Genomic DNA, 25,954 nt, shown 5'->3' on the forward strand with positions numbered 1-25,954 from the left:
CGATCTTTGCTTCTTAGCGTTTAGAATATAGCAAGACTTTTAACTGTATAAAAAACAAGAATGTAAAGATGGGATTTAGAAAAGCATCAATTATAATCTAATAGAATATGCTATTTTATGCAAGCATTGCTATTTTTGTAGAATCTAAAAAAACAGAAAATGTCAAATAGAAACTGGACATCCATTAAGTCCTATACAGATATCAAATTCGAATTCTTTGAAGGAATTGGAAAAATTACGATTAACAGACCCAAGGTATACAACGCTTTCCGTCCAGAGACGAACATGGAAATGTTGGATGCATTGGAGATTTGTCGTGAAAGACAAGATATTGGTGTGGTAGTTTTGACGGGAGAAGGAGACAAAGCATTTTGTTCTGGAGGTGATCAAAACGTGAAAGGTGTTGGTGGATATATTTCTGAAAACGGTGTTCCACGCTTGAATGTATTGGATGTTCATAAAGCAATACGGGCATTACCTAAACCAGTTATTGCAATGGTAAATGGATATGCAATTGGTGGTGGACACGTGCTTCATGTGGTTTGTGATATTACAATTGCTTCAGATAATGCGCGTTTTGGACAAACCGGACCAAAAGTAGGGAGTTTTGATGCTGGTTTTGGATCATCTTTTTTAGCTAGTCATGTTGGACAGAAAAAAGCACGTGAGATTTGGTTCTTGTGTGAACAATATACTGCAGATGAAGCAGAGAAAATGGGAATGGTGAACAAGGTTGTTGCTTTGAAGGATTTGGAAGATACAACGGTTCAGTGGTGTCAAACGATGATGAAACGCTCTCCATTAGCACTTCGAATGATTAAAAGAGGTTTGAATGCAGAATTAGACGGGCAAAGAGGTCTGATGGAATTCGCAGGAGATGCTACTTTGATGTATTATTTGATGGAAGAAGCACAAGAAGGGAAACGCGCATTTTTAGAAAAAAGAGAACCAAACTTCCAGCAATTTCCTAAATTTCCGTAGATGATTTGGTCATTATTGATAGCGGTTGCTGATACGCTAAAAGATACAGTTGAAAACAAAACTACTGTTATTGATACAATAGATCATGGTTTTAAGAAAATCATGGGCTTTACTGCTGATGATGCGAAACAATGGTTGGTAAAATCAGGTACAAATTTGCTTGTTGCCGCAATCATATTTTTTGTTGGATTTTGGTTGGCGAAATGGGTTGGACGCTTAGTTGTCAAAATTTTGACCCAAGGAAAAGTAGATCTTGGTCTGATTACTTTTTTATCCAGTTTAGCAACAATTATCCTTAAAATACTCGTTGTCGTAACGGCAATTACACAACTTGGAATTGAGATGACTTCTTTCGTTGCGATTCTTGGAGCTGCAGGTTTGGCTATCGGTATGGCATTCTCTGGAACACTTTCCAATTTTGCTGGCGGAGTAATGGTTTTGTTGTTTAAGCCGTTCAAAGTTGGTGATACCATTCTAACGCAAGGTTTACAGGGAACAGTTAAGGAAATTCAGATTTTTTATACCTATCTGCATACTTCAGATAACAAGGTAATTGTGATTCCGAATGGACCGATTGCAAATGGACCGCTTACAAACTTTACCAAAGCAAATACACGAAGAGTGGATTGGAGTATACCAATTTCTTACGGAGATGATTTTGTAAAAGCTCATCAACTAATTTTGAAATATTTGTCTGAAGACAAACATGTGAAAAAAGATCCAGCGCCTTTTGTAGCACTGGGAGAATTGGGAGCTTCTGTCATGATTACTGTTCGCGCATGGGCAAAAACAGATGATTACTGGTCAGTTTATTATGAGTTGAATAGAAGAATTTATGAAGAATTCGAAAAAGAAGGTTTGAATTTAACTTCTCCTCAAGAGCACCTTGTACAAATGCAGGAATCAAAATAATGATAGATTTAAAACAACATCCCATTATTAAGCAATACATCATCTGGAATCGTTTTGGTGATTTGCTCGGAATGGATTTCGAAGTCGAGTCAAAAGGACATGTGTTGTATAAAATGACTGTGACTAACAATCATTTGGCAACACCTTTTGCTGCACACGGCGGTTCTGTTGCTGCTTTGATTGATGCAGCTTTGGGAGTTGCTTGTTTAACAGAGGTTTGTGAGGACTTGAAAGTAGTTTCAACTGTAAATTTGACTATTTCCTATTTAATTCCAGCTTTGAAAGATGATGTTTTATTGGCAGATGCTCAGGTAATTAAGTCTGGAAAGCGTATTCTTTTCGTAGAAGGAAAAATAACCAATCAAAAAGGAGAGTTGGTCGCTACGGCTTCTGCAACAATGAATGCGTACCCGGTTTCGAAAATCAGCGAGAAAGTTTTTTAATTAGGATTCCAACAATAAATCACTCCCTTCGTTATATAACGAAATCATGATAATATGATATCAGAACAAGATGATTTCTTGATATTATTCGGGGGATGGTATTCCTTTTATCTTTGACCACAGTTTCACCGTCTCAACTGCTTCTTTCACATCATGTACCCGAAGAATGTTTGCTCCTTTTTCCAAAGCAAGTGTATTCAAAACAGTTGTTCCGTTTAGCGAATCAAAAGAATCAATTCCCAATGTTTTAGAGATCAACGATTTTCGAGAAATTCCAATTAAGATTGGAGAGTCAAATAGCTGGAAAGCTTCTAGTCTAGAAAACAATTCTAAATTTTGTTCGCTATTCTTTGCAAACCCAAATCCTGGGTCAATGATTATATCCTTTATTCCAGCTTTACGGGCTTTTTCAACTTGAATTCCTAACTCAATCAGTATTTCTTGAAGCATGTTCTCGTATGAGTTGAGTTGTGTCATATTTTGAGGAGTTCCCCGCATGTGCATCAATACATAAGGAACTTCATGGCTTGCTATAATTGAAAATAGTTCTTCGTTGATTAGTCCGCCACTGATGTCATTAATGAGATGAACACCCTGTTCTAGCACATAATTTGCTACTTCAGATTGAAAAGTATCAACACTTATTTTAACGGTTGAATACTTCTCTAAAGCATAAGAAACAGCTTGTTTGATGCGTTCAATTTCATCGGTTTCAGAAATGTGTTCGGCTCCTGGTCGGGTAGAGTAACCACCTATATCTAACCAAGTTGCGCCATTTTCAACGTGTAAATCAATCAAACTCTTTTGAGAATCAATCGAAGACTTTCTGCTAGACGCATAGAACGAATCAGGTGTGCAATTCACTATTCCCATCACCTGTGGAGTGGAAATAGTGAATAACTTACCACGGATGTTTAACGCCCATTCTCGCGAAAAATTTGTATTTTCAGACCTTAAAAATTCCATACTTACATAGATGATACAAACATCGGAACAATATCAACACATCGTACAGGGTTGTAGAGAAATTTTCCTAAAAAAGACAAAAGATTACGGAACATCTTGGCGAATAGCTCGAGCAAGTAGTTTAACGGATCAAATTTTCATCAAAGCAAATCGCATTCGAACATTGCAAGAAACTACGGAGAATAAAGTGGGAGAAAGCATTGAGGGCGAATTTGGAGCAATGGTGAATTACTGTATCATGGCAATCATTCAATCCAGAGCACCACAAGATTTGGGTCTGGAACTCAATGAAGAACAAGCACTCGCTTTTTACAATCAAGTGGCTCAAGAAGCTTTTGAATTGATGGAAAAGAAGAATCACGATTATGGTGAGGCTTGGAGAGACATGCGCGTAAGTTCATTAACAGATATGATCTTGATGAAGTTGTTACGAATCAAACAAATTGAAGATAATGGGGGGCAAACAATTGCTTCAGAAGGAATTGAATCCAATTATTTTGATATTTTGAACTATTCTATTTTTGCTTTAATACACCTTACCCTTTAATAAAACGCCCTTATGAAAGCTACTCATACCATTTCAGGACATTCATTTCTACTCAATGCCTTGTTTGTTATTTTGAATTTGGGAGGACTAACTCTTACCACGATTGGATTTCACGAACATTTTGAAGCCCATAAATTATTGTTTGTTTGCATTGGAATTGGACTGATGTTGTTCTCTGCTGTAGCGCTCATTTTTTTCAAAGGAAGGTTAATGATTGCAACAGTATCACGCGTAATTGTTGGTAGTTTATTCATTGTTTCTGGATTGATAAAAGCCAATGATCCCGTAGGGTTTTCTTATAAATTGGAAGAATATTTTGAAGATGGTGCATTGGCTTATCGTATCAAGGAATTTTTTGGATCTCCCGGATTTTCATTGGAATACTTCATTCAACATGCACTGTTACTTTCGGTCCTTATTTGCATCGCCGAAATAGTATTGGGAGTACTGGTGATTATTGGTGGGAAAGTTAAATTGGTAAGCTGGTCTTTAGTAATCATGATGTTGTTTTTTACGTTCTTGACTTGGCACACTTCTACCTGTGATGGGAAAAAGAAATTTGTTGATAGAGATACCTATTCGCTTGAAATACCAAAAGAAGCGCAACTTTCTGATACAAAAATAGACGAGGCTAAAACGAATAAAGACATTAAAATCATCTCTAAAAATTCGAAAGAAGTAGTTGTTGAAGAGCTAAAATCACCTCAGTGTGTTACTGATTGTGGTTGTTTTGGTGATGCTATGAAGGGTTCTGTGGGAAGATCATTAACACCTAAAGAGTCACTTTGGAAGGATATCGTTTTGCTGTACTTGGTCATTTGGATTTTTGCAGCTCAAGGATTAGTAAAAGCAAATAATGTTCGCCAAAATTGGATTTATATACCAATTTCGATTCTATTAATTTCAGGACTTTCATGGGTTTTTAATTGGTATTTCCCAATCCTGTTTTCTATAATAGCCTTATTAGCTTCGCTATGGATTTATCGCATTCGAAATAAATTTATTGGAAATCATTACGGTTCTGCGTTGATCGTGACTTTATTGTGTAGCATTTTCATTTGGTTTGTATTGAAATATGATCCGTTGAGAGATTACAGAGCTTATGCAACAGGAAATTATTTACCAGAATTGACGAAAAATGGAAATCCAGGTAAATTTCAAAGTTTATTGGTTTACAAGAACTTGAAAACAGGAGCTACAAAAGAATACGACGGTTCCAGTAAGGAATTTATGGACTCCAAAATTTGGGAAAAAACCAAAGAATGGAAATACGAAACGATGATCAATAAGGAAATCATTCCGATGATTCTTCCGTCGATTGATACTGCTCAATTTAATCCCGTAAGAGAAATCAATCAATTATCGGCAGATGAATTAAGCATGGAAGTAGTTAAAAAACAGTTGAAGAACAGAAAGATTACAGGACTTCTCTTAGAAGATATTCTAACGAAGGAGAAGATTGAAATTTCTGAGATTGAATACAATGTAGAGTCTTATCCGATAGATACTTATGCTGTTTTAGACACGATTGAAGTGGAGAATCCAGACTTGACTGAAGTGAGTATTCGCAACTTTTTATTTACCGCTCCAAAGGTATTGGTACTGGTTTCTAAAAGCTTGAAAGAATTTGATTTAGATCATTTGGCAGAAATAAAAACACTTGTTTCAAAAGCTAAAAAGGCAAATGTTCCGATTGTTTTCATCGTTGGGTCAAGCAGTGATGAGATTGAAAGTTTTAAAAAGAAACACAATCTTCATGTTCCTATGTTTATGAATGATGGAACCGAATTGAAAGTCATTTCTCGCGCTAATCCTGCATTGATGGTATTGAAACACGGCCGAGTGAAGGGAAAATATACAGGCAACTCGTTGCCTACATTTAATTGGATTCAAACTAATTTATTGAAATAAAAACATGCGCTCTAAAATTGTAGCTGGAAATTGGAAAATGAATTTGTCTCAAAATCAGGCAAAGGAATTGTGTAAGGAAGTGAACCAACTAACAATTGGATCAAGTATTGAGGTGTATATTTTTCCTCCAATGTTATATGTAAGTGATTGCAATGCGAATTCAACACAAGTGAAAGTTGGTGCTCAAAATGCCTATTCGAAAGATTCCGGTGCTTACACAGGTGAGGTGAGTATGTTGCAATTGAAAGAATCTGGAATTGGAGCGGTTTTGATAGGTCATTCTGAAAGAAGAGAGTACTTCAATGAAACAAATGAGCAGTTAAAAGAAAAATTGGACGCAGCGATTCATCATGGAATTAAACCCTTTTTCTGCTGCGGAGAGCCTTTGGATATCCGTGAAAATAATACCTTTTTGACATTCGTGAAGAATCAATTAGAAGAAAGTGTCTTTCATCTTTCAGCAACTGATTTTTCAAAAGTTGTACTTGCTTATGAGCCTATTTGGGCAATTGGAACAGGAAAAACAGCGAGTACCGAACAAGCCGAAGAAATGCATGCCGCCATTCGTTCGTGGGTGGAAGAGAAGTATGGAAAAGAAATTGCGACAAATACTTCCATTTTATATGGAGGAAGTTGTAACCCAAGTAATGCACAAGCGTTATTCGCTTGCGAAAATGTAGATGGAGGATTGATTGGAGGTGCTTCTTTAAAAGCTGCAGATTTTTCCGTTTTAGTAGCTGAAGAAACATGGACTATTTTGAATTAACAATTGCTATCGAACCAAGAGATCCTTGGTCTGATATTTTAGTAGCGGAATTGGCCGAATTGGGCTTTGAAAGCTTTGTAGAAACAGAATCTGGAATTCAAGCATATGCTCCGGTTCAAATTGGTGATGTTTCATCCATTTTGAAAGAAACGTGTATTCACGAAAACGAATCCATTCAAGTGGAGTGGAAGGTTGAAGAAATTCCGCATCAAAACTGGAACGCAACTTGGGAAGAATCTTTTGATCCTGTTTTGATCGACTCACGCTTAGCAATCATTGCACCTTTTCACAACCCAGCAGATTTTCAAGACCGCGAATTGATTGTGATTCAACCACAAATGTCTTTTGGAACAGGACATCATCAAACGACTTATCTGATGTCGCAATATTTGATGGATTTAGAATCTGTTCCTCAAAAAGTGCTTGATATGGGAACCGGAACTGGTGTTTTGGCTATCCTTGCAGAGAAAAAAGGCGCAACCCATATTTTGGCTGTTGATATTGAATCGTGGTCTGTTGAAAACACACTTGAAAATGCGGCTAGAAATCAGTGCTCAAAAATAACAGGTCTTCTGGGAGATATTGATGCTATTCAAGATGTAGATTTCGGCGTGATACTTGCTAACATCAACAAAAATGTTTTGAAAAGACACATGCCAGACTATGCAAAGTTATGCGCTAGAGATGGATTACTTTATCTGAGTGGATTTTTTACTTCAGATGTAAAGGAATTGGAAGAAGTAGCAAACCAAGCTGGATTTGAATTAATTGAAACAAGAGATAAAGAAACATGGGCTTCCATGAAACTTAAAAAAGTAGAACTATGAAAAATTGGGGATTATTCATTATAACCATTCTGAGTACAACATTTTCCTTTTCGCAAACCTATCCAGAAGATCGTGAGAAGTTTGTAAAAGCATTTAGCGCAGCTACGAATGACTATTTGGAAAAAGATCAAAAAGATTTTATCAAAGATGAACTTGCTGTTGCTCTTTTGAAATCAACTGATTTTCCAGATCAGTATTTCAAACAAATGGTGTCGACTTGTAATTTAATGGAGTCTAAGCGTTTAAAACCTTATCCTGAGATTTATAATTACGTTTTCTCGGTTTATTCTTTTGTGAAAAACAAACAACCAGCTAACTCTTTTTCAGCTTGGCACAGTTCGGTTGATAAATTATTAGACGCAAAAAATATCAATAAATTCAAAGATTTCATTGAACTTTCATCTGGTTTCTTTTCCAAAGGTATGTTGGCTAGTTCACCTAATGAAGAGTGGTATTTTTATGGTTCTTATGTCTTTGAATATTCAGACAAACCCATTATTAAATTTACTGATGGTCGCTTAGTGTGCGGATTTCCGAATAAAAGTGCCAAAAAAGGTGAGCCTCGATTCGTCGATTCATTAGTAGTTTATAAAACAAATGGAACTTACGATCCAGTCCTTAAAAAATGGATTGGAAAAGGAGGTACGGTGAATTGGGCGAAAGTTGGATTGAAAGATTCTGAAACTTTTGCAGAACTTGGTTATTACGATGCTTCTATGAAATCAAATGTTCTAAAAGCTGATACTGTTCAATTGACAAGTCCTTTTTTTCCTAGTAAAAAAGTGAAAGGTACTTTGAATGAAAGAGCATTCCGAATCATCCGAGAAGCAGATAAAAATTATCCGCAGTTTATATCATTTGAACGAAAATTAGCAATCAATAACGTATTTCCAGATATGGATTATGTTGGTGGATTTTCTTTAGAAGGCGCAAGTGTAGTTGGATTAGGGAATGCAACGGAACCAGCTCAATTGACCATAAAAAGAAGTGGTAAGAAATTTTTGGTTGCAAAAACGCAATATATTGCAATCAGTCCATTCAAGATTGTTTCTAATGTGACACAAACCACATTTTATGTTGGTGAGAAAGATTCAGTAACTCACCCAGGTGTTGGACTTATTTATACCAAAGATTCAAATGTAGTGGAATTATCGAGAGGTAAATCAGGTGTTTTACAATCACCATTTACTGATTCATATCATCAATTAGAGTGGTATGTGCAGAAAGTGATTTGGAAAAGAACAAGTGCTGATTTGTTATTCTCTTATGAATATGGAACAAGTCAGGAACAACGAGTTGCACGATTCGAATCTATGAATTTTTATGATGGAAGATTATACGATCGTTTACAAGGAATGGATCAAACACATCCATTGGCGGCACTTTACAATTACTGTTACAAATTTGATGAGTTTACTCTAACTGAAGGTAAAGCAGCAACTGCTTTAGGAAAAACAGTTGAACAAGTAAAGACTCAATTATTAGATCTAGCTTCTTATGGGTTTATTAGTTATGATATTGAAAATAAGATTGTTAAAGTGAATCAAAAAACAAAAGTGTTTATTGAGGCGAGAAGCGGTAAACGCGACTATGACAACTTAATTTTCGTTTCAGATATGCGTCCGAAACCAAAATATTCACCAGAACAACTGAAAGATAATGCGGCACTTCAAAAAATTGCAGCTCAAGATTCCTTAATGAATATTAAACGAAGAACAATGCCTAATTATGGTATGATGAGTCTTACTTCGTTAGATATTGCGCTTGAAGCTGTGGATAGAGTAACTATTTCGGATGCTCAAGCTTCATTTGTTTTACCTGACAAAGCACAAGTTAAAGTCACTAAAAATAGAGATTTTAAGTTTTCAGGTTGGGCTTCAGCAGGTAAATTCGAAACACATACCTTGGATGCTAGTTATACTTACGAATCCAATAAAATTAATTTATTAAAAACGGATAGAAGTTATTTTCGTGCAAAACCGCTTTCTCAAGCAGATGGAAATAAGTCAATTGCTCTAGGTTCCGCATTGAATGGAATAATTGGAGAAATTATCATTGATGATCCAATGAATCGTTCAGGTATGAAAAAGGAAATTACCAAGTTTCCAATTTTAAAATCCACGAAACCATCAAAAGTGTATTACAATCAATACAATTTGTTTAAAGGAGCTTACGATTCTGCTCGTTTTTATTACACATGTATTCCTTTTGAAATGGATAGTTTAGATAATTTTTCTGAAAAATCATTCCGTTTGAAAGGAGAACTGGTTTCTGCAGGAATTTTCCCAGTAATCAAAGAGGATTTGAAGATTATGGCTGATTATTCTTTAGGGTTTAGCACTTTGGCTCCACCAGAAGGTCATGTTTTTTATGGAACGAAAGCCATGTATAAAAACAAAATTGTTTTGTCGAACAATGGATTACAGGGAGCTGGAGTTATTAATTTTATTCAATCGATTTCAGATTCCAAGGCATTTACCTTCTTGCCCGATTCAACTTTGGGATACGCTAAGTTTGAAAATAAACCAGTTGAGGCAGGAGTTCAATTTCCAGATGTAAAATCTCCAGATGCTTACATCACTTATATTCCAAGACAAAATGTATTGAAAGCAGCATCTACTTTGGAGAATGAATTAACGTTCTTTGCTGGAGAAGCGACGATGAAAGGAACAGCAATTATCCAACCAACAGGTATGACTGGTTATGGAATTATGACGATGCAAAAAGCGAGTTTAGGTTCGGACGCATTTAGTTTTAAACGACATGATATTTATTCAGATACCTCTGTATTTAATCTCAAGAATCCATATCCCGAAGAAGGAGAAAGCCCACTTGCATTTTCTTCTTACAATGTAAATGCTCATATTTCTTTCAAGGATAGAAAAGGAGATTTCAAATCCAATGATGGGGAAGAATTGAAAATATTCCCTGTCATTAAATATGCTGCCAAAGTGGATATTTTCACATGGTTAATGGATCAAGATGAAATGGAATTATCTAAAAAAGGCGGTGGAGGTGGTTCTGGTGACATCAACATCAATACTGATTTGAATTTAGCACAGCCAAATATGTTCTCTATCCATCCAGATCAGGATTCCTTGCAGTTTGCTGCTCCGAAGGTGAAATTCTCTATGAAGAACAAAGTTCTGTATTGCAGTAAGACTGAATTTATAGATGTAGCAGATGCACGTATTTATCCAGATAGTGCGAAAGTAACTATTCATAAAAATGCATTGATGGATCCACTTGTTAATTCGAAAGTGGTTGCCAATTATGTCACAAAATACCATACGTTCTTGAATGCGAAAACATCCATTTTGGCTAGAAGAAAATACATCTCAGAAGGGGATTATCCTTATTATGATGCCGATTCTACCAAAACGTTGATTCACATGGATAAAATTGGTGTGGATTCAACCTACCAAACAATTGCAAACGGTACAGTTAAAAGTGAATCAGGATTTAAGTTGAATAAATACTTTGATTACTACGGAACAATGAATGTGAAGGCTGCAAATCCATTAATTAGTTTTACTGGTGCAACGCGAATCAATCACAATTGCGAGAAATTCGCGAAAAGTTGGATGTCATTTACGGCAGAAATTGACCCGAAAAATATTCAAATTCCAGTTAATTCAAACATGAAAACACTGGATGGTCAACCAATTGCAGCTGGAATTGTTTGGAGAGATTCAAGACAAAAAGATTCGATTCGATTATATCCGACGTTCTTGTCTTCTTTGGAGGATCCAACAGATCCAATTTTTATTACAGCAACTGGAGTTTTACAATATGATTTCTCTTCAAAAGAATTCCAAATTGGACCTAAAGAGAAACTATTGAATCGCAATGAAGCAGGTAATTTCCTTTCTTTACATACCGAAAGCTGTTCGATGAATGGTGAAGGAAAGATTAATATGGGTATGGATTATGGTGATATCACTGTTGACGCAGTAGGAACTGTTTCTTACAATCAGCAAAATGGACAAACGGATGTGAATGCAACTCTGAAGCTCAATTTGCCAATGGATAAAGGGATTTTTGAAAGTGCTGGTCAGCGAATTGTTGATTATGAAGGATCAAAACCGTTGTCTTTTGAAACAACTAATTTAGAGCAAGCTTTATTGATGTGGAGCGATCGCAAAACAGCAGATAAGATTAAGTCAGATTACACTCTTTCTGAAGATAAGAAAGTAAAACGATTACCAGAAGAAATGGAAAAATCGATTGTAATTACAGGAGTACATTTGAAAAATATTCCAATTTCAAAAGATATTCGTGGATTGATGTCGAATTTGGATGGAGCTGCAATTGTGAATTTCTATGGTAAGCCAGTCATGAGACAAGTTGTTTTCCGTTCAACGTTTGAGCAGATTTACTCATCCAATGGAGATAATTTTACTTTGATGATGCAAGTTCCTGGTGGAGTTGATTACTTACTTTCATATTCGATGGTGAAGAAAGATGGAACGATGAATATCATAACGAGCGATTCGGATCTTTCAAGTGCTATAAATGCATTGAAAGAAGAGAAACGTAAACATAAAAATTTCTTATACCAAATTTCAACAAATAGCGTGTATTTAGGCAAACTAAATGCTATTTTTGAATAATGAACTGGACTGATTTTTTATGGGCTATACCTGCATATTTTTTAGGATCAATACCAACTGCGGTTTGGGTTGGTCGTGCAAAATATGATTTAGATGTTCGAGAACATGGAAGTAAAAATGCGGGAGCAACAAATACGTTTCGTGTACTTGGAAAAAAAGCAGGTAGAGTCGTTCTTACAATAGATATTTTGAAAGGAATGCTGGCAGTACTGATTCCGTATTTTGTACTGCCAGTTCCTTTTTCTTCCCCTCATTTAACACACATTCAATTAGTTGCTTCTTTCATGGCTGTTTTGGGACACGTTTTTCCCGTTTTTGCGGGTTTCAAAGGAGGGAAGGGGGTTGCAACATCACTTGGAGTAATCGTCGGACTTCAGCCTTTAGCAGCAGGAATTTGTCTCATTGTCTTTTTAATTGTCTTTATAACAACTCATTATGTTTCCTTAGGATCCATTTGTGCGGCAATTGTTTTTTCAGGTTGTTTGTGGTTATTCCCAATAAATACGTACGCTTTACCTATCTTTGGGTCCTTATTAGCGTTCATTGTGATTTTTGCCCATCGTAAAAATATCAAACGATTAGTCGATGGAACAGAAGGTAAAATGAACCTTTTTAAGAAATAAGCGTATTGCCTCTAAAACAAGATGTTGAGCTTGAAGTCATTTAAAAGAATAAATGCTTGGTTACTGCTATTTCTGTTTATCCAAACGGCTCAACTTTCTTTTGCGCAAGAATCTGAAACCGAATTAAAAGAAAATGCTGCAAAACTCTTCGATTCTGAGAAATTTGTAGAAGCAACATCTCTTTATCTTCGCTTAATAGCACTGAATCCAAGATCAACAGAATACAATTACCGATATGGAACTTGCCTGTTATTCAATTCAAATAGAAAACAAGATGCGTTTAAGTATTTGAATTATTCGGTTACAGATCCAACCATTGCTCCTGCGGCCTATTTTTATTTAGGAAAAGCATATCACTTGAACTTTCAGTTTAATGAAGCAATTAAAAACTATAACATCTATATTCAAAAAAGTGGGGGTAATCCAAATCCCAATTTTGAAACAAGTCACCAAATAGAAATGTGTCAGAATGGAAAAAAATTACTGACAACAATTTCGGATTTGGTGGTGCTAGAGAAAAAAGAAATTGAATATGCTTCTTTCTTTCGCTTGTATAACCTTTCAAACATCGGTGGAGTAAACTTAATCACGGCTGATTACCAATCTAAAATTGATAAAAAGAAAAATCATATTCCACTCATTCATTTTCCAGATAAAGCCCAAACGATTTACTATTCTTCCTACGGAGATTCAGATAAGGGAAGCAAGGATATTTATTGTAGAAGAAGACTTCCAGACGGAAAATGGGGACTTCCTTCCTTGGTTACTGGAAATGTAAACACGAAATACGATGAGGATTTTCCGTATTTAAGTCCAAATGGTCAATATCTGTATTTTTGCTCCAAAGGCCACAATTCGATGGGTGGATTTGATATATATAGATCTAAGTTCGATTTCGAAACCAACTCATTTGGCGATCCTGAAAATATGGATTTCGCTATTTCCTCACCCGACAATGATCTCTTTTATGTAGTTGATTCCTTGGAGAAAAATGCCTATTTCGCTTCTACTAGACAAAGTGAAAATGGAAAAATTCATGTTTACAAAGTGCGAGTTGATCGGGTTCCTTTGCAATTGGCAATTATAAAAGGTGATTTTATTTCCACGATAAATCCGGAAAATAAAAAAGTAACTATCAAAGTGGTCGATTTCAATTCGGGTGACGAAATTGGAGTTTTCAAATCGAATGACAAAGGAAAATACCTCATTACACTTCCAAAAGCAGGAAAGTATACCTACGAAATGACTGTTGATGGAAGTACAAGCGTTCATAAATCGCAAGTTACTATTCCAATTCTAAAGGAGTTTAAACCTTTGAAACAGAAAATTCAAGAAGAATTATTGAACAAAGAAGATGTTGTTCGAGTGGTTGATCAGTTCAACGAGGAAGTAGAAGATGCTCAAGGGATTCTGGCTGAAGTCATCAGGGCACGTGCTGAATTGAACGTTAATGCAGGGAATTTTGATATCCTTGCTTTGGATTCAGAGAAAGAGAATAAAAAAGTACTGGCTGATATTGGTTTAGAAGGGGCTTCGAATCAGGAAATTATTTCGAAATTTGAGGGGATTCAACAAAAACAAGGACAAAAGCTGGATGGATTAAGGCGTTTGGAAACAGGTTCCTTGGTTGCAATAGTCGATAAGGCGATTGAAGCAGAAAATCTACAGGCAGAAGTCAAAAAAGATGTAGCGCGGGCAAATGCGGCATCAACGAATACTGAAAAAAACGAGATTTTATTAGCAGCTAACGACAAAGTAGAAAAGATTTTGGAGCTGAAGGAAGAAATTCAGCGGATTGATCAATTTGTTGATAGTATTTCGAAATTGATCCCAAAAGAACAGGAAAAATTGCAATCAATTACTGCATTGAAAGAAACGGTTAGTAAATCGGTAATTGATGAAAAGTTCGACCAGCTCAAAGATGCGGTAGTTGCGAAAGCCGATTTGGTGAAAAGTATTGAAAGCGAAAAAGAAACACATCCTGTAGATAACCTCTTGGCTCAAAACGAAACCTTGGGAAAACAATCCGAACAGCTCAAGAAACAATTGAAATCGTACAAAGAGAACGACCAAAACTTGGTACAAGAGCTGAAGGCTTTGAAAACAGAATTGGGAGAAGCTAAATCAAAAGATCAGTCTGCAATTCAGTCGAAAATTGATGCAAAGGAAGCAGAACAAAAGTTAGTTGCTGAAGAAGTAAAACGCTTAACGGATAAAGTAGCAGAGATACACAAAGTCGAGGTGTTAAATACAAAGGAAATTACGTTCATCAATAATCTTCAGCATACGAATGATAACCGGACTGTCACGAAAGCAGAGGCTGATGCGAAAGTGGATGAAATCAATGCAAACAATGTTCGTTCACTAGAAGCGTATGTGAAACAACAAGTTAAAAGTATCGATACTACTGAGATTACTGCTAGAAGTAACGATGTGTTGGTGCAAGAATCGAAAGAACGTATCGAAGAATTTGAAGCTGATTATTCGTTAGCTCAAACTGCAGTCGATAAGCAATCGGATTTGACACATGAAGAAAAAGTGGCTTTGAAGATTCAAAATAATGAGCAATTGGATAAAAAATTGACTCAGGAATTATCCAAAATTGATGAAGGATTAGCGAAAAACCCAACAGACTCAGAACTAAAGAAACAGAAGGAAAAAGTGTTGGCTCTGAAAACGGAGAATCTTTCTAACAAAGAAACAATCCTTACTGAAGCTCAACTTCCTATAAATGTTTCTACAACCCCTGAAAAAGAATTAACAGCTTTGGTTCCTAACTATGAAACTCTTCTTAAAAATGCAGGAAATGAATCGGATGTAGAAGCAAAGTTGAAGGCTGAAAATCAAGTGGATGAAATGCTCTTAGATCAAGTGGATCAAGAAATGGAACGCGTTTATGAATCCTTGACAAAAGATCCGTTGAATCAAAAATTACAAGATAAAAAAGAAGCTTTAATTAGCTTGAAAAAACAAAAAGAAGGAGTCGTTAAGGAACGCCAAGATAAATTGGATGAATTACAAACTGCTAAAAATGATCAAGTTGCTGCAGTAAGTATTGAGAAGGAGTTGAATCAAGTTGCTCCGAATTACGAAGAAGAGAAAAAAGTAATTGGAACCAAGAACGGTTTGGAAGAATTGAAGGCTTTGAATCAATTGGAAACGAAAGTCAATGAATCTATAAATAAAGAATTGACGATTTTAAATCTGAAAACAGATCCTGTTAGTACCAAACGAAAAGAGGTTCTTGGAGAATTGAGAAAGCAATTTGAAGAGAATATTTCCTCTCGAAATGAAACGATAAAAGAGTTGACAACCACTGCATCTAAAGATCCAATCAACCCAACGGACAATAATGCGTTTAAAGAAATTCTTCCTTCTTACAACGAAAATATCGCTACTATTGAAGCAGGAACTTCTACCGGATTAGAAAAGAGTCAGTTAATTATTGAGGAAGAATCCAAATTATTAACGGCAATTAATCAAGAACAAGATAAACTAAAGAAAATCATTGGGAAAAATCCAACAGATTCTCTTTCAATCAATACATTACTTGATTTGAATGAATTGGAAACGCTTCATGAATCGAAATTGGATGAATTAAAGCAAACTGCTATTTCTCAGGCAAAAGCGAAATTGAAGGATGAACAAGTGCGTCAGGAAATTTTGCCAACTTATCAAATGTTGAGTCAGGATGAAATTCAACGCCTGAATCCAGATCAAGCTAAAGAGAATCTTCTCCAAGAAAAGGAACTTCAAACAGCCCTAGAAAAACAAATTCAAGCGAATAAGAAGAGTTTGGACACCAAATTTTCAGCTGAAAAAACTGCAGAGAATCAAGTTTTGACTGATTTGTTGCAACAATCAAAAGAAACGGAAGAAGAATTAAAAGCTGTAGCAAGTAAAACTCCAATTGCTACTACAACTACAAAAGAAATTGCTAGTTTGAATGTTGTTTTAGGAAAAGATTACGAGTTTGCAATGACTCAAAAGCCAGCAAATAAAGAAGAGGCGTCCAAACAATTGCAAATTTTGAATGAATTGTCAGAAAGTATCGAGTTGAAATTGGATGAAGAGAAGCGTTCTGAAACAAGGAATGAATCACATATTCAGATTTTTGAAAATCAATTGGCATCAATCAAAGCTCGAAAAGAAACGGTTAATTCTGAATTTGTACAGATTGTTGAAGTTAAAACTCCAAAAACTGAAAACCCGGAATCTGATTTGGCTCAGTTGAAAAGTGATGAGAAACAATTGAAAACTGAATTAACGAATGCAACTCCGAAAGGAAAAACTGAGATAGAGAAGAAATTGGCGGAAAATCATGCCAATCAGCAAAAAATAGAGCTTGCGATTCAAGAGAAGCAAGTAACAGAATTGAAGGCGAAATCCGACGAAAAGAAAGTTGGTTTAGAAGAAATTGAAACAACGAATCCACTGAAGGAAGTTGTATTAAGTCGTACAGCTGAAAAACTAGTTTCTGAGGATAAAATATTTGAGAAAACGAGTCAAATTACCTTAATTGAAGCTTCAACCGATTTTTTGCTGAGTCAGAAAGCATTTGAAGAGACAAATCAAATTGTGCAAACTGAAACTGCATTAAAGGAACAGCGTCGTCGCTTTTCAATAGAAATTGGCGAGTTGGAATCTGAAATGGAGCAATCAAAATCGGATTCAAAACGCACAGAAGAACTTAAATTACAACGGAAAGCATTACAAGATGCCATCGCTAAAATTGATCAACAACTCGTCCTTTTAGATAAAGAAAAGAGTTATGATTTAATCAATGATCCAGCGCTTTCTAAATCAGTTTCGGTCGAAGAGGAGCAAAAAATCGCTTCCAGTAAAGAGTACCCAGAGTTGAGAGAACAGCAACAAGCGATTAATCGATTGAAGGAATCTGCAAATCAGACACAAAACAGCATTGTTGAAAAGCGAAAAGAGTATGTTTTAGCTACCAATTCAACTGAAAAAGAACGTATTCAAACTCAAATTCAACAGTTAGGCAATGAGTTGGCTGCGCAAAATAAAGAGATTGTTTCCAAAGAAACTGTTTTAAATACAGCATTAAATAACGTTGATGGGGATAAAGAAGCTTGGAAAAATGTATTAACACGCGAAGTACAACCAAAAACAGCTGTATCAACAAGTATTTCAGAAGTATTAGCCCCAGAAGTTGGTTCTGGATTTGAGATTAAGAAAGAGAATGGAACTGAACCTCGAACAATCAAAAAAGTGATTCCATTAGGAATTAAGGCACCAACAGGCTTGGTTTATCGTGTTCAGGTTGGAGCTTTTGCAAAACCAATTCCCGAAGATTTGTTCAAGGAGTTTACGCCAGTTACTGGGGAAAAGTTGGATAATGGAATTACCCGTTATTTGGCAGGATATTTTGGAAACCGTCAGAAGGTATTGGATGCGCAACAAGCTATCCGCGGGATAGGATATAAAGATGCATTCGTGGTTGCTTATTGTGATGGAAAACGAATCAGTTTGGCCGAAGCACGCCAGTTAGAAGAACAAGGATTGTGCAAACCAATGCGTCAGGATTCGATCGTTATGGAGGTGATTCAAAACACGATTGCTCAACTTCCATTAGATACCATTGCTAAATATAAAACGGAACCAAAAGTAAGTGATTACAACAAGGCTCCTGGAGCTGTTTCCGCTATTGCAATTGAAGAAATTAAAGGATTATTTTTCACTGTTCAGGTTGGGGTTTACAACAGGCCTGCGACCAAAGAGCAGTTGCGGGATATCAATCCGTTGGTGACTCGACGTTTGGAAAATGGACAAATTCGCTATTCAACAGGAACTTTCCGTTCAGTGGATGCGGCACGTCCGAAGAAAGCTGAAGCAGTGGAGAAAGGCGTTTTAGATGCATTCATTACCGCTTATTACGATGGTGAGCGGATTTCATTACAAGAAGCGAAGAAATTGTTAGCAGATCAAGGAGAAGCGGTTTTATTCAAGGAACAGGAATTGCCAAAAGTGGAAGAAACACCCGTCAGTGACCAAGTGGTGAAAGACTATGCGAAAGCGAATCCATTGATTGAGAAGCCAGTTTTCAATCAATATGCCTTGGTTTCACAAGAAAGCTATTCGGAATATCCGCGAAAAATCATGAATCAATTGCGTATTCAAGGAGATTTTTACTTCGATCAGACCGATTTACGGATCAAAACTCAGTTAGAAGAAGCTCTTCCAAAGTTAGTGAATAGTACTATTTTGTTTGATACAATTGTTCAAAAACCACTGATTTCTGCTGACATCAATGAACCAAATCGAACTTTAGTTGTAGGAATATGGGATTTTAAGGAAATTTCTGGTTCATGGGCAAATTGGTTACTTCGTTTAACCCTTCCTTATGAAGTAAAGACAAGTTCATCGATTATTGAAATATCCATGAATGTGAGTGGGGAAGAGGAGCGTAAGAAAGTGGAAGCACTTTTTACAGCGCAAGGTGGAAGATTAAAAACAGAATAATTACTTAGAAAAGTACTAACTTTGTAAAAGAATTAGAAGAAAAATGCAGACGCTAGAACAGAACGAAACAGAAGTCTTAGAATTGCTTACAGAGCAGAAAGATTTGGTGATTTTTAATGACGATTACAACACATTTGATCATGTCATTGAATCCTTGATTAAAGTGTGCAAGCATGAAGTTGAACAAGCAGAGCAATGTACTTGGATTATTCATTACAATGGAAAATGCCAGGTAAAACGTGGGGAATATGAAAAATTAGAGCCCATGTGTACTGCGCTGTTAGAAAGAGGAATAAGTGCTGAAATACAGTAGTAATTCAGAAAACTCATAAAAAAAGCACAAAGATTACTTGCAAAATAAAAAAAAGCACGTATCTTTGCACCCGTCTAACGACAAGGCTTCGTAGCTCAACTGAATAGAGCACTACATTACGGCTGTAGAGGTTTTAGGTTTGAATCCTAACGAGGTCACTAAGGAAAGTCCAACACGAGTGTTGGACTTTTTTTTATCAAAAAGAAACGCATAACTCTAAGGTTCGGGATTGGCCAACTGAAATGTAAAGTTCACTATATTTGTTAGACTGCCTTTGCCTATTTGCCAATCATTTTTAAAGTATTAATATTGTAATTAAAAGATTAACTACTTGATGGACAAAGAATCAAATCACACCATGGTCAAAATCTTACATTCGGGTAAAGTAATGAGAGCTACTTCTTCAAATGCATTTGGGTGTTTCCTAGTTATGGCCTTTTTAGCGGTTGTTTGGACTGTTGTATTATCTGTTAAATCCTTTGTGAATAAAACTCCATTTTCTACGATTGAACAAACTACAATTTATCTATCAATTGTTATCGTTGTTATTTTCGTCGTAATCACTATTCGTTTAAGGTTAAGATCAGAATTTGCTTTAACCGTTGGAAAATCAGATGATGGAAAAATAGTTATTACAGTTAATGATCCTAAGAAACCTATAACCATTGAAGGACCTTTTCAAATCGATTGCTTCTATTTCAAAAAAATTGCACACACCAAGCCCATAAAGATAATGACTCATTTAAGGCTTGTAGTCAAGAAAAAAGATAAGTGTTACATAGTTATGCATGAGACATATGAAGACTTCAAAAGTTCTCCGATTGGATGGCAAGAGATTGACTTCAATGAACAATTTGAACGGTGTGGAGATGTCGAAGATCGATATGTTGATTATGTCGTTACTGAAGAGGATAAAAGAATATGCGAAGGATTGATTGATATTTTTACATTGGAGGTTGATGAAATTGAAGCACTTTATTTAGAATAAACCGTCATGCTGCATAAAAGAAGATCATTTTTTTCTACTAGTGTCATGTCTGATGCTTGAATTGCTTAAACCTTTATGCCTCTTTTCGTTTAAATTCCCAATTCATCAATGGTTTCAAGTTGCAATATCCGCTCCAAATCCTCCATTAAAAAGTTAGAAGTTTCCCCGCTCAAGGTCACGAAAACTAAATGCCCCACCTTTGGTGGGGCATTTAGTTTTTTATTAGGTTGCAATTAGCCTAAAAACATTAAAAAAGTTACTTACCCCAGCAATAACAGAGCAAGTAACTTTTTTTAAACGAACATATTATTTCGGCTCAGCTAACCAACTGCTACTAGTCAATTCATAGTCATTCAACGTTTTCAAAAAATCGATGATTCTACTTTTTTCTGCACCCGTTAAAGCAATTCCGCTTTGCAGAGAAGGGTCTAGTGTTGCCGATTGGTGAACTCCACTGCTATAATGATCGAGTACGGCACTTAGGGTATAAAACCGACCATCGTGCATATACGGATAGGTCATAACTACATTTCTTAAACTAGGGACTTTGAACTTGCCTTTGTCTTCTTCATTCTGAGTAATCAGAAATCGGCCTTCATCATTGAATGCATTGATCTCTAGTCCATTGTTTCTGAACGAATGATCTGTAAACAGAGGTTCAGTATGACACTGACTGCATTTTTGCTGAAAAAGTTCGTACCCTTCTTGTTCGTAGGCTGTAAAACTATCTTCACCTCTTCTTACTCGATCATACTTTGAATTATCCGAGATAATCATCATCATAAACTGTGTAAGTGCTTTCAAAATCTTTTGTTCTGTTATATCTTCATTTCCATAAGCATCCATAAACAACTTTTTGTATTTATCAGAAGTCTGTAATTTCGAAATGATACTTGAAAAAGTTTCATTCATTTCAACAGGATTTGTTAGAGGAGCGACAGGCATAATTTCAATGTGATTGATGCCACCATCCCACATAAAAGAAGTTGACCATGCTAAGTTGGCTATTGAGGGTGAATTCCGTGTTCCGAGTAATCCGCTTACTCCCGCACTTAAAGCTGTATTGTGTCCAGCAAAACCATGTGTGTTCGCATGACATGTAGCACATGAAATTGTTTGATCGGAAGACAGCATCGTTTCGTAAAATAAGGCTCTTCCCAAAACAAATTTCTGATACGTTTGTTTGTTGTTTTCGAACGTGTAAGTAGGGGTAGGAAAGTAACTTGGAGAATTAAATCCCCAAGGCTTATACGGCTCAACCTTTGCTTTTTTACACGAAACGATTAAGCTGCCGATTGACAATGCAATCAGCAGCTTAAATACCAATGAACTATTCATGGATATACTCAAACTCGAAAGAGTTATAGAAATCGTCAGCCATTGTTTTTGCGTCTGCACCTGGCATGTGAATCATTGAAAGATTACTCACACTACCGATTGTTTGCCATAAGGTTTGAGGTGAGGCCGTTAAATGAATTTGGCAGTGCCCATTTCCAGTTACAGAGAGGTTATTTCCAACAAAGTTGTGCGTTTTCTTTGTCACAATGTTGTTCGCTCCTGAAAATCCACCTAAATGAAACGCAAACGAACCCATTCCCGAATTTGGTGATGTTCCTTCAGCCTTTACCATAATATATCCTGAATTCCATGTCCAGAACATCCCTAAATCTGTTGATAGAGCGCCATCCTGTGCTCCCGATACATTTCTGGTACTGTCTACTCCCAAAACGTATTCAACATCTGTGTATTCACCGTAAGGAACACCAGTCAATTGAATGGAAGGAGTTGTCCCGTTTACTAAATCAAGTAGAAAATAGCTGTTAGGCTGAGTCCACCAACTACCGTCTGCTTTCTTCAAACGTATATTTGAAACGTAATATTTGAAGTTTGCAAAATTCAAGGTATCGCCAGTTAGAGGATTTACTAAATCAGTGTTCAACTCAAATTCAAGACTATCTTGCCAATTGTGTTCTATTTTAAGAACAACATTGTCGGTTCCTTCAACTGGTGTTGGTTCAATTTTTTCTTTTTTACAACTTACTGCAATAGATAATACAAGGGCAGAAACACCCAAAGTGATAATGTTTTTCATATTGTTTTTCTAATAAAAATTAATCGACTTGGTTAAGTGGTTAATGTGGAATTAGAAAAACGATTGGGTGGGTGAAAACACGAACTTAAATACAATTGATTTGTTGACTCTTTATAGATTCCACCTTTAGTCGTTTGCTTCTTGAAACGCTGGATTTCTAATGGATTGGAAATAAAGTTTTCGACGAAAAGTACTAACTCTGTTGCTTTAAGATTCTTAGGATTAAAGGGGGCTTTTGACTGTTCGTAATCAGACTCGATTTTCTTTAACTGAACGGATAAATAACATTTACCATTACAATGCATCATTGGATTATTTTTATTGACACAGTATAACTCTGTAATCCTAGCTTGATTGATTTTCCAATCAATAAAAACGATAGTCTTAATTGACGCCTGCATCAAAAATGTACAAATAATCAAAAAAAGCGCTATTCTTTTCACAGCGCGAAAGTAATTATTTTTTAAGCTCTTTGGTAACACAAGTTGTTTTCAATTCCATCACTCAATAAATTCCAACCTTTCAAGTTGCAATACTCGCTCCAAATCCTCCATCAAAAAGTTAGAAGTTTCCCCGCTCAGGGTCACTCTGATAAAATGCTCACACTTTGGGGGGACATTTTAAAATGTGTCAATTGCTAAGTTTCATCTAAATTTTTAATGTTTGGTAAATTACTAGAAATGAAATACTTTTAAACCTTTAACAAAGGGCTTACATACTTTTAGTGAGTATCCATTATAAATGATTGAAACCTATATGAAATTCAACCTATACTTTACACAAATCGGTTTCTGTTTTTTAGTTGTTTCTGTATCAACAGTTGCGCAAACAAGCAATTCAAAAAATGTATTATTCCTTGGGAATAGTTATACTTCAGCAAATAATTTACCTCAAATGATTGCTGATGCTGCTGCTTCAGTGGGAGATACCTTAAACTATGAAAGTGAAACTCCTGGTGGCGCGTTTTTAGCCAATCTAATAAATTTTCCTTCTTATTATAATGGAGTAAGTAAAATAATGAATGGTGGATGGGATCATGTAGTGATGCAAGATCAAAGCTTGGCATATTCTAATTATGTTCCATTGCATGTTAATGCGGCCCATCAACTTGATTCATGTCCAACCTTTCATGTCTTTTGCAAGAAAGGTATCTAAGCTGTTACGAAGAAGTTGAGTAGCTGCAGTGTTTTTTGAATTTGTATTGTCCATTTTTTAAATTTTTACGGTTATTTCTTCATTGATTTAACACTGCAAAATTGCAATAGCAGCATTTCTTGCAACGATGAGAAATGATAAAAAAAAGCGTTGATATTTATCAACGCTTTAGAAAAAACAATGGGGTGTATATTGACAATTATTTTAGGTTTTCTTCCTGATCCTACTTAAAGTTTCTTTTGTAATTCCTAAATAGGAGGCTATTATATGTTGTGGAAATCGTTGCAAAAATTGAGGGTGATGCTCTGCAAATTCTTCGTAGCGTTTTTCTGCTGTATTGCTAATCGTTGAACTTAATCTTCGCTGTGAAGCAATTGCATTTCTTTCGTCCATTTTTTGAATCATTCTTACTAATGAAGGAATTTTCTCCATTAAGCTGAGCATTTCTGCACGGGTAATCGTTAGCATTTCTGTATCTTCCCAAGCATCAATATTGTATATCGAGGGTGTAAGCATAATTGAACTCTCACGGTCACCCGCCCAATAGTTTTCAATGTAAAGATGCACAATATGCTCAATACCTTTTTCATCTACACTGTATTGTCTCATAGCACCTTTAACAATAAAACCAACGTATTTACACACTTCACCCTCTTGCAAAAAGTATTGCTTTTTTCGCATTTTTTTTGGCTGAAATGCATTTTCAATCAATGTTTCCTCTTCTTTAGTAAGTATTGAAGTTGTATGTTGGTTGATATAAGTAAAAAGATTTTTGTGCATAATTTCCTATTGATTTAAATAAAACCCGATATAAAGGTATAAAGAATGTTGTGCCATGTTCATGAATTGAATCACTCATCGGCTTAACTAAATTCTAGAGAATATTTAAGCTGCTCAATAATCTAGCTCGTCTTCCTTTTTGTTAGCAATTTTCCTTCTTATTTTGCTCAAAAATTCGTGGCTGATACCCAAATAGGCGGCTATTTGAAGATTGGTTAATCTTTGGAAAAGTTGAGGGTATTTTTCAATAAAATCAATATAACGCTGATCAGCGGTTTTACTCAAATTATCAATCATTCTTCTTTGAAGAGCAACATGTGTTTTTTGGGTCATTACCCTGAACAATTTCTCTATTTTTGGAAGCTGAGTATAAGCAAATTCCTTTTCTCTTTTTGAAATCAAAAGCACTTCACTATCTTCCAACGCTTCGATGAAAAGCTGTGATGGTTTTTCATTGGTGAAACTATCAATATCGGTAATCCACCAATTTTCTAGTGCAAAATAGAGTATTTGTTCAAAACCTTTATTGTCGATGTGATATACCCGAAAAAGCCCTTTCACAACAAAACCTTCAAACTTGCAAACTTCCCCTTCTCTCAACAAAAACTGTTTTTTCTCTATTCGCTTTGGTTGGAACAAATTACAAAATGCTTCTGTTTCAGATTCTGAAAGGTCAATGTGCTTGGTTATATTCAGTTTTAGAAGTTCTCTCATACTAAAGTTTCTTTGAAAACATTGCGATAGAGCTTAATCAAGCAAGAAAGGAGATCGAAGCAATACTATGCTAAAATACCAAAGTTTTGTAAGAATATGTAATCCCTCCTTTCATGTAGCTCATTCTAGCCAAACCTTCTGCTATGCTTTTTTCTTTTCAGGGATGAGTGTGAGTTTTGAGCACGGAACTGTGCTTGAAGTCTAAACCGAGTTACATTATTTTAATTCCACATTGGCAAATTTGGTTTGTTTTCAAATCGTACAATGCCCACAGGAAACCTCAAAAGAGCGAATTATTTCCCCATTAAAATATTAGTGGACATTTTCATCCATTATTAAATTAATACTTATATTTGCTCAGTAAAAAGTAAAGAAATGTTTTCAAAAGCTTGTGAATATGGCATTAGAGCATCAATCTTCATTGCTGAGCAATCGCTTTTAGACAGAAAAGTGAGTTTAAAGGACGTTGCAGAAGCGATAGATTCGCCAGCATCCTATACTTCCAAAATTTTACAAAAATTATCACGCAATAACATTATTAACTCAGATAAAGGTCCTACCGGTGGCTTCTCAATGGGTAAAAAGGAACTTGAAAAAGTTAAACTCAGTTCAATTGTATTCGCTATTGATGGTGAAAGTATTTACAATGGTTGTGGTTTAGGACTAAAAAAGTGTAATGAAAAAATGCCTTGTCCCGTACACAATCAATTTAAGATGATAAGAGATCAACTTAAAAAGATGCTTGAAACAACAACAGTTCTGTCGTTGGCAGTGGACTACGAAAAGGGATTTTCCTTTTTGAAACGATAAAAAAAATTTAATCAAATAGTGGACAATTTT

The 25,954-nt window shown here is 35.7% G+C and carries 20 protein-coding genes and 1 tRNA gene; 15 read left to right on the forward strand and 6 right to left on the reverse strand.

The annotated features are described in order from the left end of the window. Positions 1 to 159 precede the first annotated feature (159 nt). Genes menB through FLUTA_RS15815 form a run of 3 tightly spaced genes read left to right on the forward strand, consistent with a single transcriptional unit; the run spans position 160 to position 2,336 of the window. Complete coding sequence (menB, locus tag FLUTA_RS15805; RefSeq protein WP_013687904.1) at positions 160 to 981, forward strand: 1,4-dihydroxy-2-naphthoyl-CoA synthase; 822 nt, start codon at positions 160 to 162, stop codon at positions 979 to 981. Then, positions 982 to 1,893, forward strand: coding sequence for a mechanosensitive ion channel family protein (locus tag FLUTA_RS15810; protein WP_013687905.1), 912 nt, complete (start codon positions 982 to 984; stop codon positions 1,891 to 1,893). Further along, positions 1,893 to 2,336, forward strand: a complete 444-nt coding sequence (locus FLUTA_RS15815; protein WP_013687906.1) for a PaaI family thioesterase — start codon at positions 1,893 to 1,895, stop codon at positions 2,334 to 2,336. The genes FLUTA_RS15810 and FLUTA_RS15815 overlap by 1 nt, the downstream gene beginning before the upstream one ends. A gap of 84 nt (positions 2,337 to 2,420) precedes the next feature. On the opposite strand, the gene folP is transcribed toward FLUTA_RS15815, so the two are convergent. After that, on the reverse strand, positions 2,421 to 3,302 hold the full coding sequence (gene folP / locus FLUTA_RS15820; RefSeq protein ID WP_013687907.1) for a dihydropteroate synthase: 882 nt from the start codon (positions 3,300 to 3,302) through the stop codon (positions 2,421 to 2,423). A 10-nt stretch (positions 3,303 to 3,312) separates the two neighbouring features. Between folP and FLUTA_RS15825 the strand changes: the two genes are divergently transcribed. The 10 genes from FLUTA_RS15825 to FLUTA_RS15870 all read left to right on the forward strand — a co-directional run bounded on the left by FLUTA_RS15825 (position 3,313) and on the right by FLUTA_RS15870 (position 20,373). Then, positions 3,313 to 3,849, forward strand: coding sequence for a DUF1599 domain-containing protein (locus tag FLUTA_RS15825; RefSeq protein ID WP_013687908.1), 537 nt, complete (start codon positions 3,313 to 3,315; stop codon positions 3,847 to 3,849). Positions 3,850 to 3,861: 12 nt separating this feature from the next. Further along, positions 3,862 to 5,760, forward strand: a complete 1,899-nt coding sequence (locus FLUTA_RS22005; protein WP_013687909.1) for a DoxX family membrane protein — start codon at positions 3,862 to 3,864, stop codon at positions 5,758 to 5,760. 4 nt (positions 5,761 to 5,764) lie between these two features. Next, positions 5,765 to 6,526 carry a triose-phosphate isomerase gene (gene tpiA / locus FLUTA_RS15835; protein WP_013687910.1) on the forward strand — a complete coding sequence of 254 codons (762 nt, stop codon included), beginning with the start codon at positions 5,765 to 5,767 and terminating at the stop codon, positions 6,524 to 6,526. Beyond that, positions 6,508 to 7,353 carry a 50S ribosomal protein L11 methyltransferase gene (gene prmA / locus FLUTA_RS15840; RefSeq protein WP_013687911.1) on the forward strand — a complete coding sequence of 282 codons (846 nt, stop codon included), beginning with the start codon at positions 6,508 to 6,510 and terminating at the stop codon, positions 7,351 to 7,353. Before tpiA ends, prmA begins: the two co-directional genes overlap by 19 nt. Next, the gene (locus FLUTA_RS15845; protein WP_013687912.1) at positions 7,350 to 11,966 is read left to right on the forward strand and encodes a hypothetical protein; all 4,617 of its coding nucleotides are present in this window, start codon (positions 7,350 to 7,352) and stop codon (positions 11,964 to 11,966) included. The genes prmA and FLUTA_RS15845 overlap by 4 nt, the downstream gene beginning before the upstream one ends. Further along, the gene (gene plsY / locus FLUTA_RS15850; protein ID WP_013687913.1) at positions 11,966 to 12,589 is read left to right on the forward strand and encodes a glycerol-3-phosphate 1-O-acyltransferase PlsY; all 624 of its coding nucleotides are present in this window, start codon (positions 11,966 to 11,968) and stop codon (positions 12,587 to 12,589) included. Before FLUTA_RS15845 ends, plsY begins: the two co-directional genes overlap by 1 nt. A 21-nt stretch (positions 12,590 to 12,610) precedes the next feature. After that, positions 12,611 to 19,072 (forward strand): PD40 domain-containing protein, encoded by a 6,462-nt coding sequence (locus FLUTA_RS15855; protein ID WP_013687914.1) that lies wholly within the window; start codon positions 12,611 to 12,613, stop codon positions 19,070 to 19,072. Positions 19,073 to 19,115: 43 nt separating this feature from the next. Continuing rightward, entirely contained in the window at positions 19,116 to 19,385 is a 270-nt protein-coding gene (locus tag FLUTA_RS15860; RefSeq protein ID WP_013687915.1) for an ATP-dependent Clp protease adaptor ClpS, read from the forward strand. A gap of 84 nt (positions 19,386 to 19,469) precedes the next feature. Continuing rightward, positions 19,470 to 19,543 (forward strand) — tRNA-Arg (locus tag FLUTA_RS15865). Between the two features lie 176 nt (positions 19,544 to 19,719). Next, positions 19,720 to 20,373 (forward strand): hypothetical protein, encoded by a 654-nt coding sequence (locus tag FLUTA_RS15870; protein ID WP_013687916.1) that lies wholly within the window; start codon positions 19,720 to 19,722, stop codon positions 20,371 to 20,373. A gap of 306 nt (positions 20,374 to 20,679) precedes the next feature. Here FLUTA_RS15870 and FLUTA_RS15875 read toward each other — a convergent pair whose 3' ends face one another. Genes FLUTA_RS15875 through FLUTA_RS15885 form a run of 3 tightly spaced genes read right to left on the reverse strand, consistent with a single transcriptional unit; the run spans position 20,680 to position 22,773 of the window. Next, positions 20,680 to 21,711: a cytochrome-c peroxidase gene (locus tag FLUTA_RS15875; protein WP_013687917.1), complete on the reverse strand. Its 1,032-nt coding sequence runs from the start codon at positions 21,709 to 21,711 to the stop codon at positions 20,680 to 20,682. Further along, a complete protein-coding gene (locus FLUTA_RS20960; RefSeq protein ID WP_013687918.1) occupies positions 21,704 to 22,465 on the reverse strand; it encodes an MbnP family protein in 762 nt (253 codons plus the stop codon). Before FLUTA_RS20960 ends, FLUTA_RS15875 begins: the two co-directional genes overlap by 8 nt. 32 nt (positions 22,466 to 22,497) lie before the next feature. Then, entirely contained in the window at positions 22,498 to 22,773 is a 276-nt protein-coding gene (locus tag FLUTA_RS15885) for a hypothetical protein (RefSeq protein ID WP_148235450.1), read from the reverse strand. Positions 22,774 to 23,221: 448 nt separating this feature from the next. Between FLUTA_RS15885 and FLUTA_RS15890 the strand changes: the two genes are divergently transcribed. After that, positions 23,222 to 23,620 (forward strand): hypothetical protein, encoded by a 399-nt coding sequence (locus FLUTA_RS15890; RefSeq protein ID WP_013687920.1) that lies wholly within the window; start codon positions 23,222 to 23,224, stop codon positions 23,618 to 23,620. A 204-nt stretch (positions 23,621 to 23,824) separates the two neighbouring features. Here the strand turns inward: FLUTA_RS15890 and FLUTA_RS15895 are convergent, their stop codons facing one another. Both FLUTA_RS15895 and FLUTA_RS15900 read right to left on the reverse strand, forming a co-directional pair. Then, positions 23,825 to 24,400, reverse strand: coding sequence for a Crp/Fnr family transcriptional regulator (locus FLUTA_RS15895; protein WP_013687921.1), 576 nt, complete (start codon positions 24,398 to 24,400; stop codon positions 23,825 to 23,827). Positions 24,401 to 24,514: 114 nt separating this feature from the next. After that, entirely contained in the window at positions 24,515 to 25,114 is a 600-nt protein-coding gene (locus FLUTA_RS15900; protein ID WP_013687922.1) for a Crp/Fnr family transcriptional regulator, read from the reverse strand. A 375-nt stretch (positions 25,115 to 25,489) separates the two neighbouring features. On the opposite strand from FLUTA_RS15900, the gene FLUTA_RS15905 reads away from it, so the two are divergent. Then, positions 25,490 to 25,924, forward strand: coding sequence for an RrF2 family transcriptional regulator (locus tag FLUTA_RS15905; protein ID WP_013687923.1), 435 nt, complete (start codon positions 25,490 to 25,492; stop codon positions 25,922 to 25,924). Positions 25,925 to 25,954: the final 30 nt, after the last annotated feature.

Origin of the sequence: Fluviicola taffensis DSM 16823 (assembly GCF_000194605.1) — a bacterium.
In the GTDB taxonomy this organism is placed as follows: domain Bacteria; phylum Bacteroidota; class Bacteroidia; order Flavobacteriales_D; family Crocinitomicaceae; genus Fluviicola; species Fluviicola taffensis.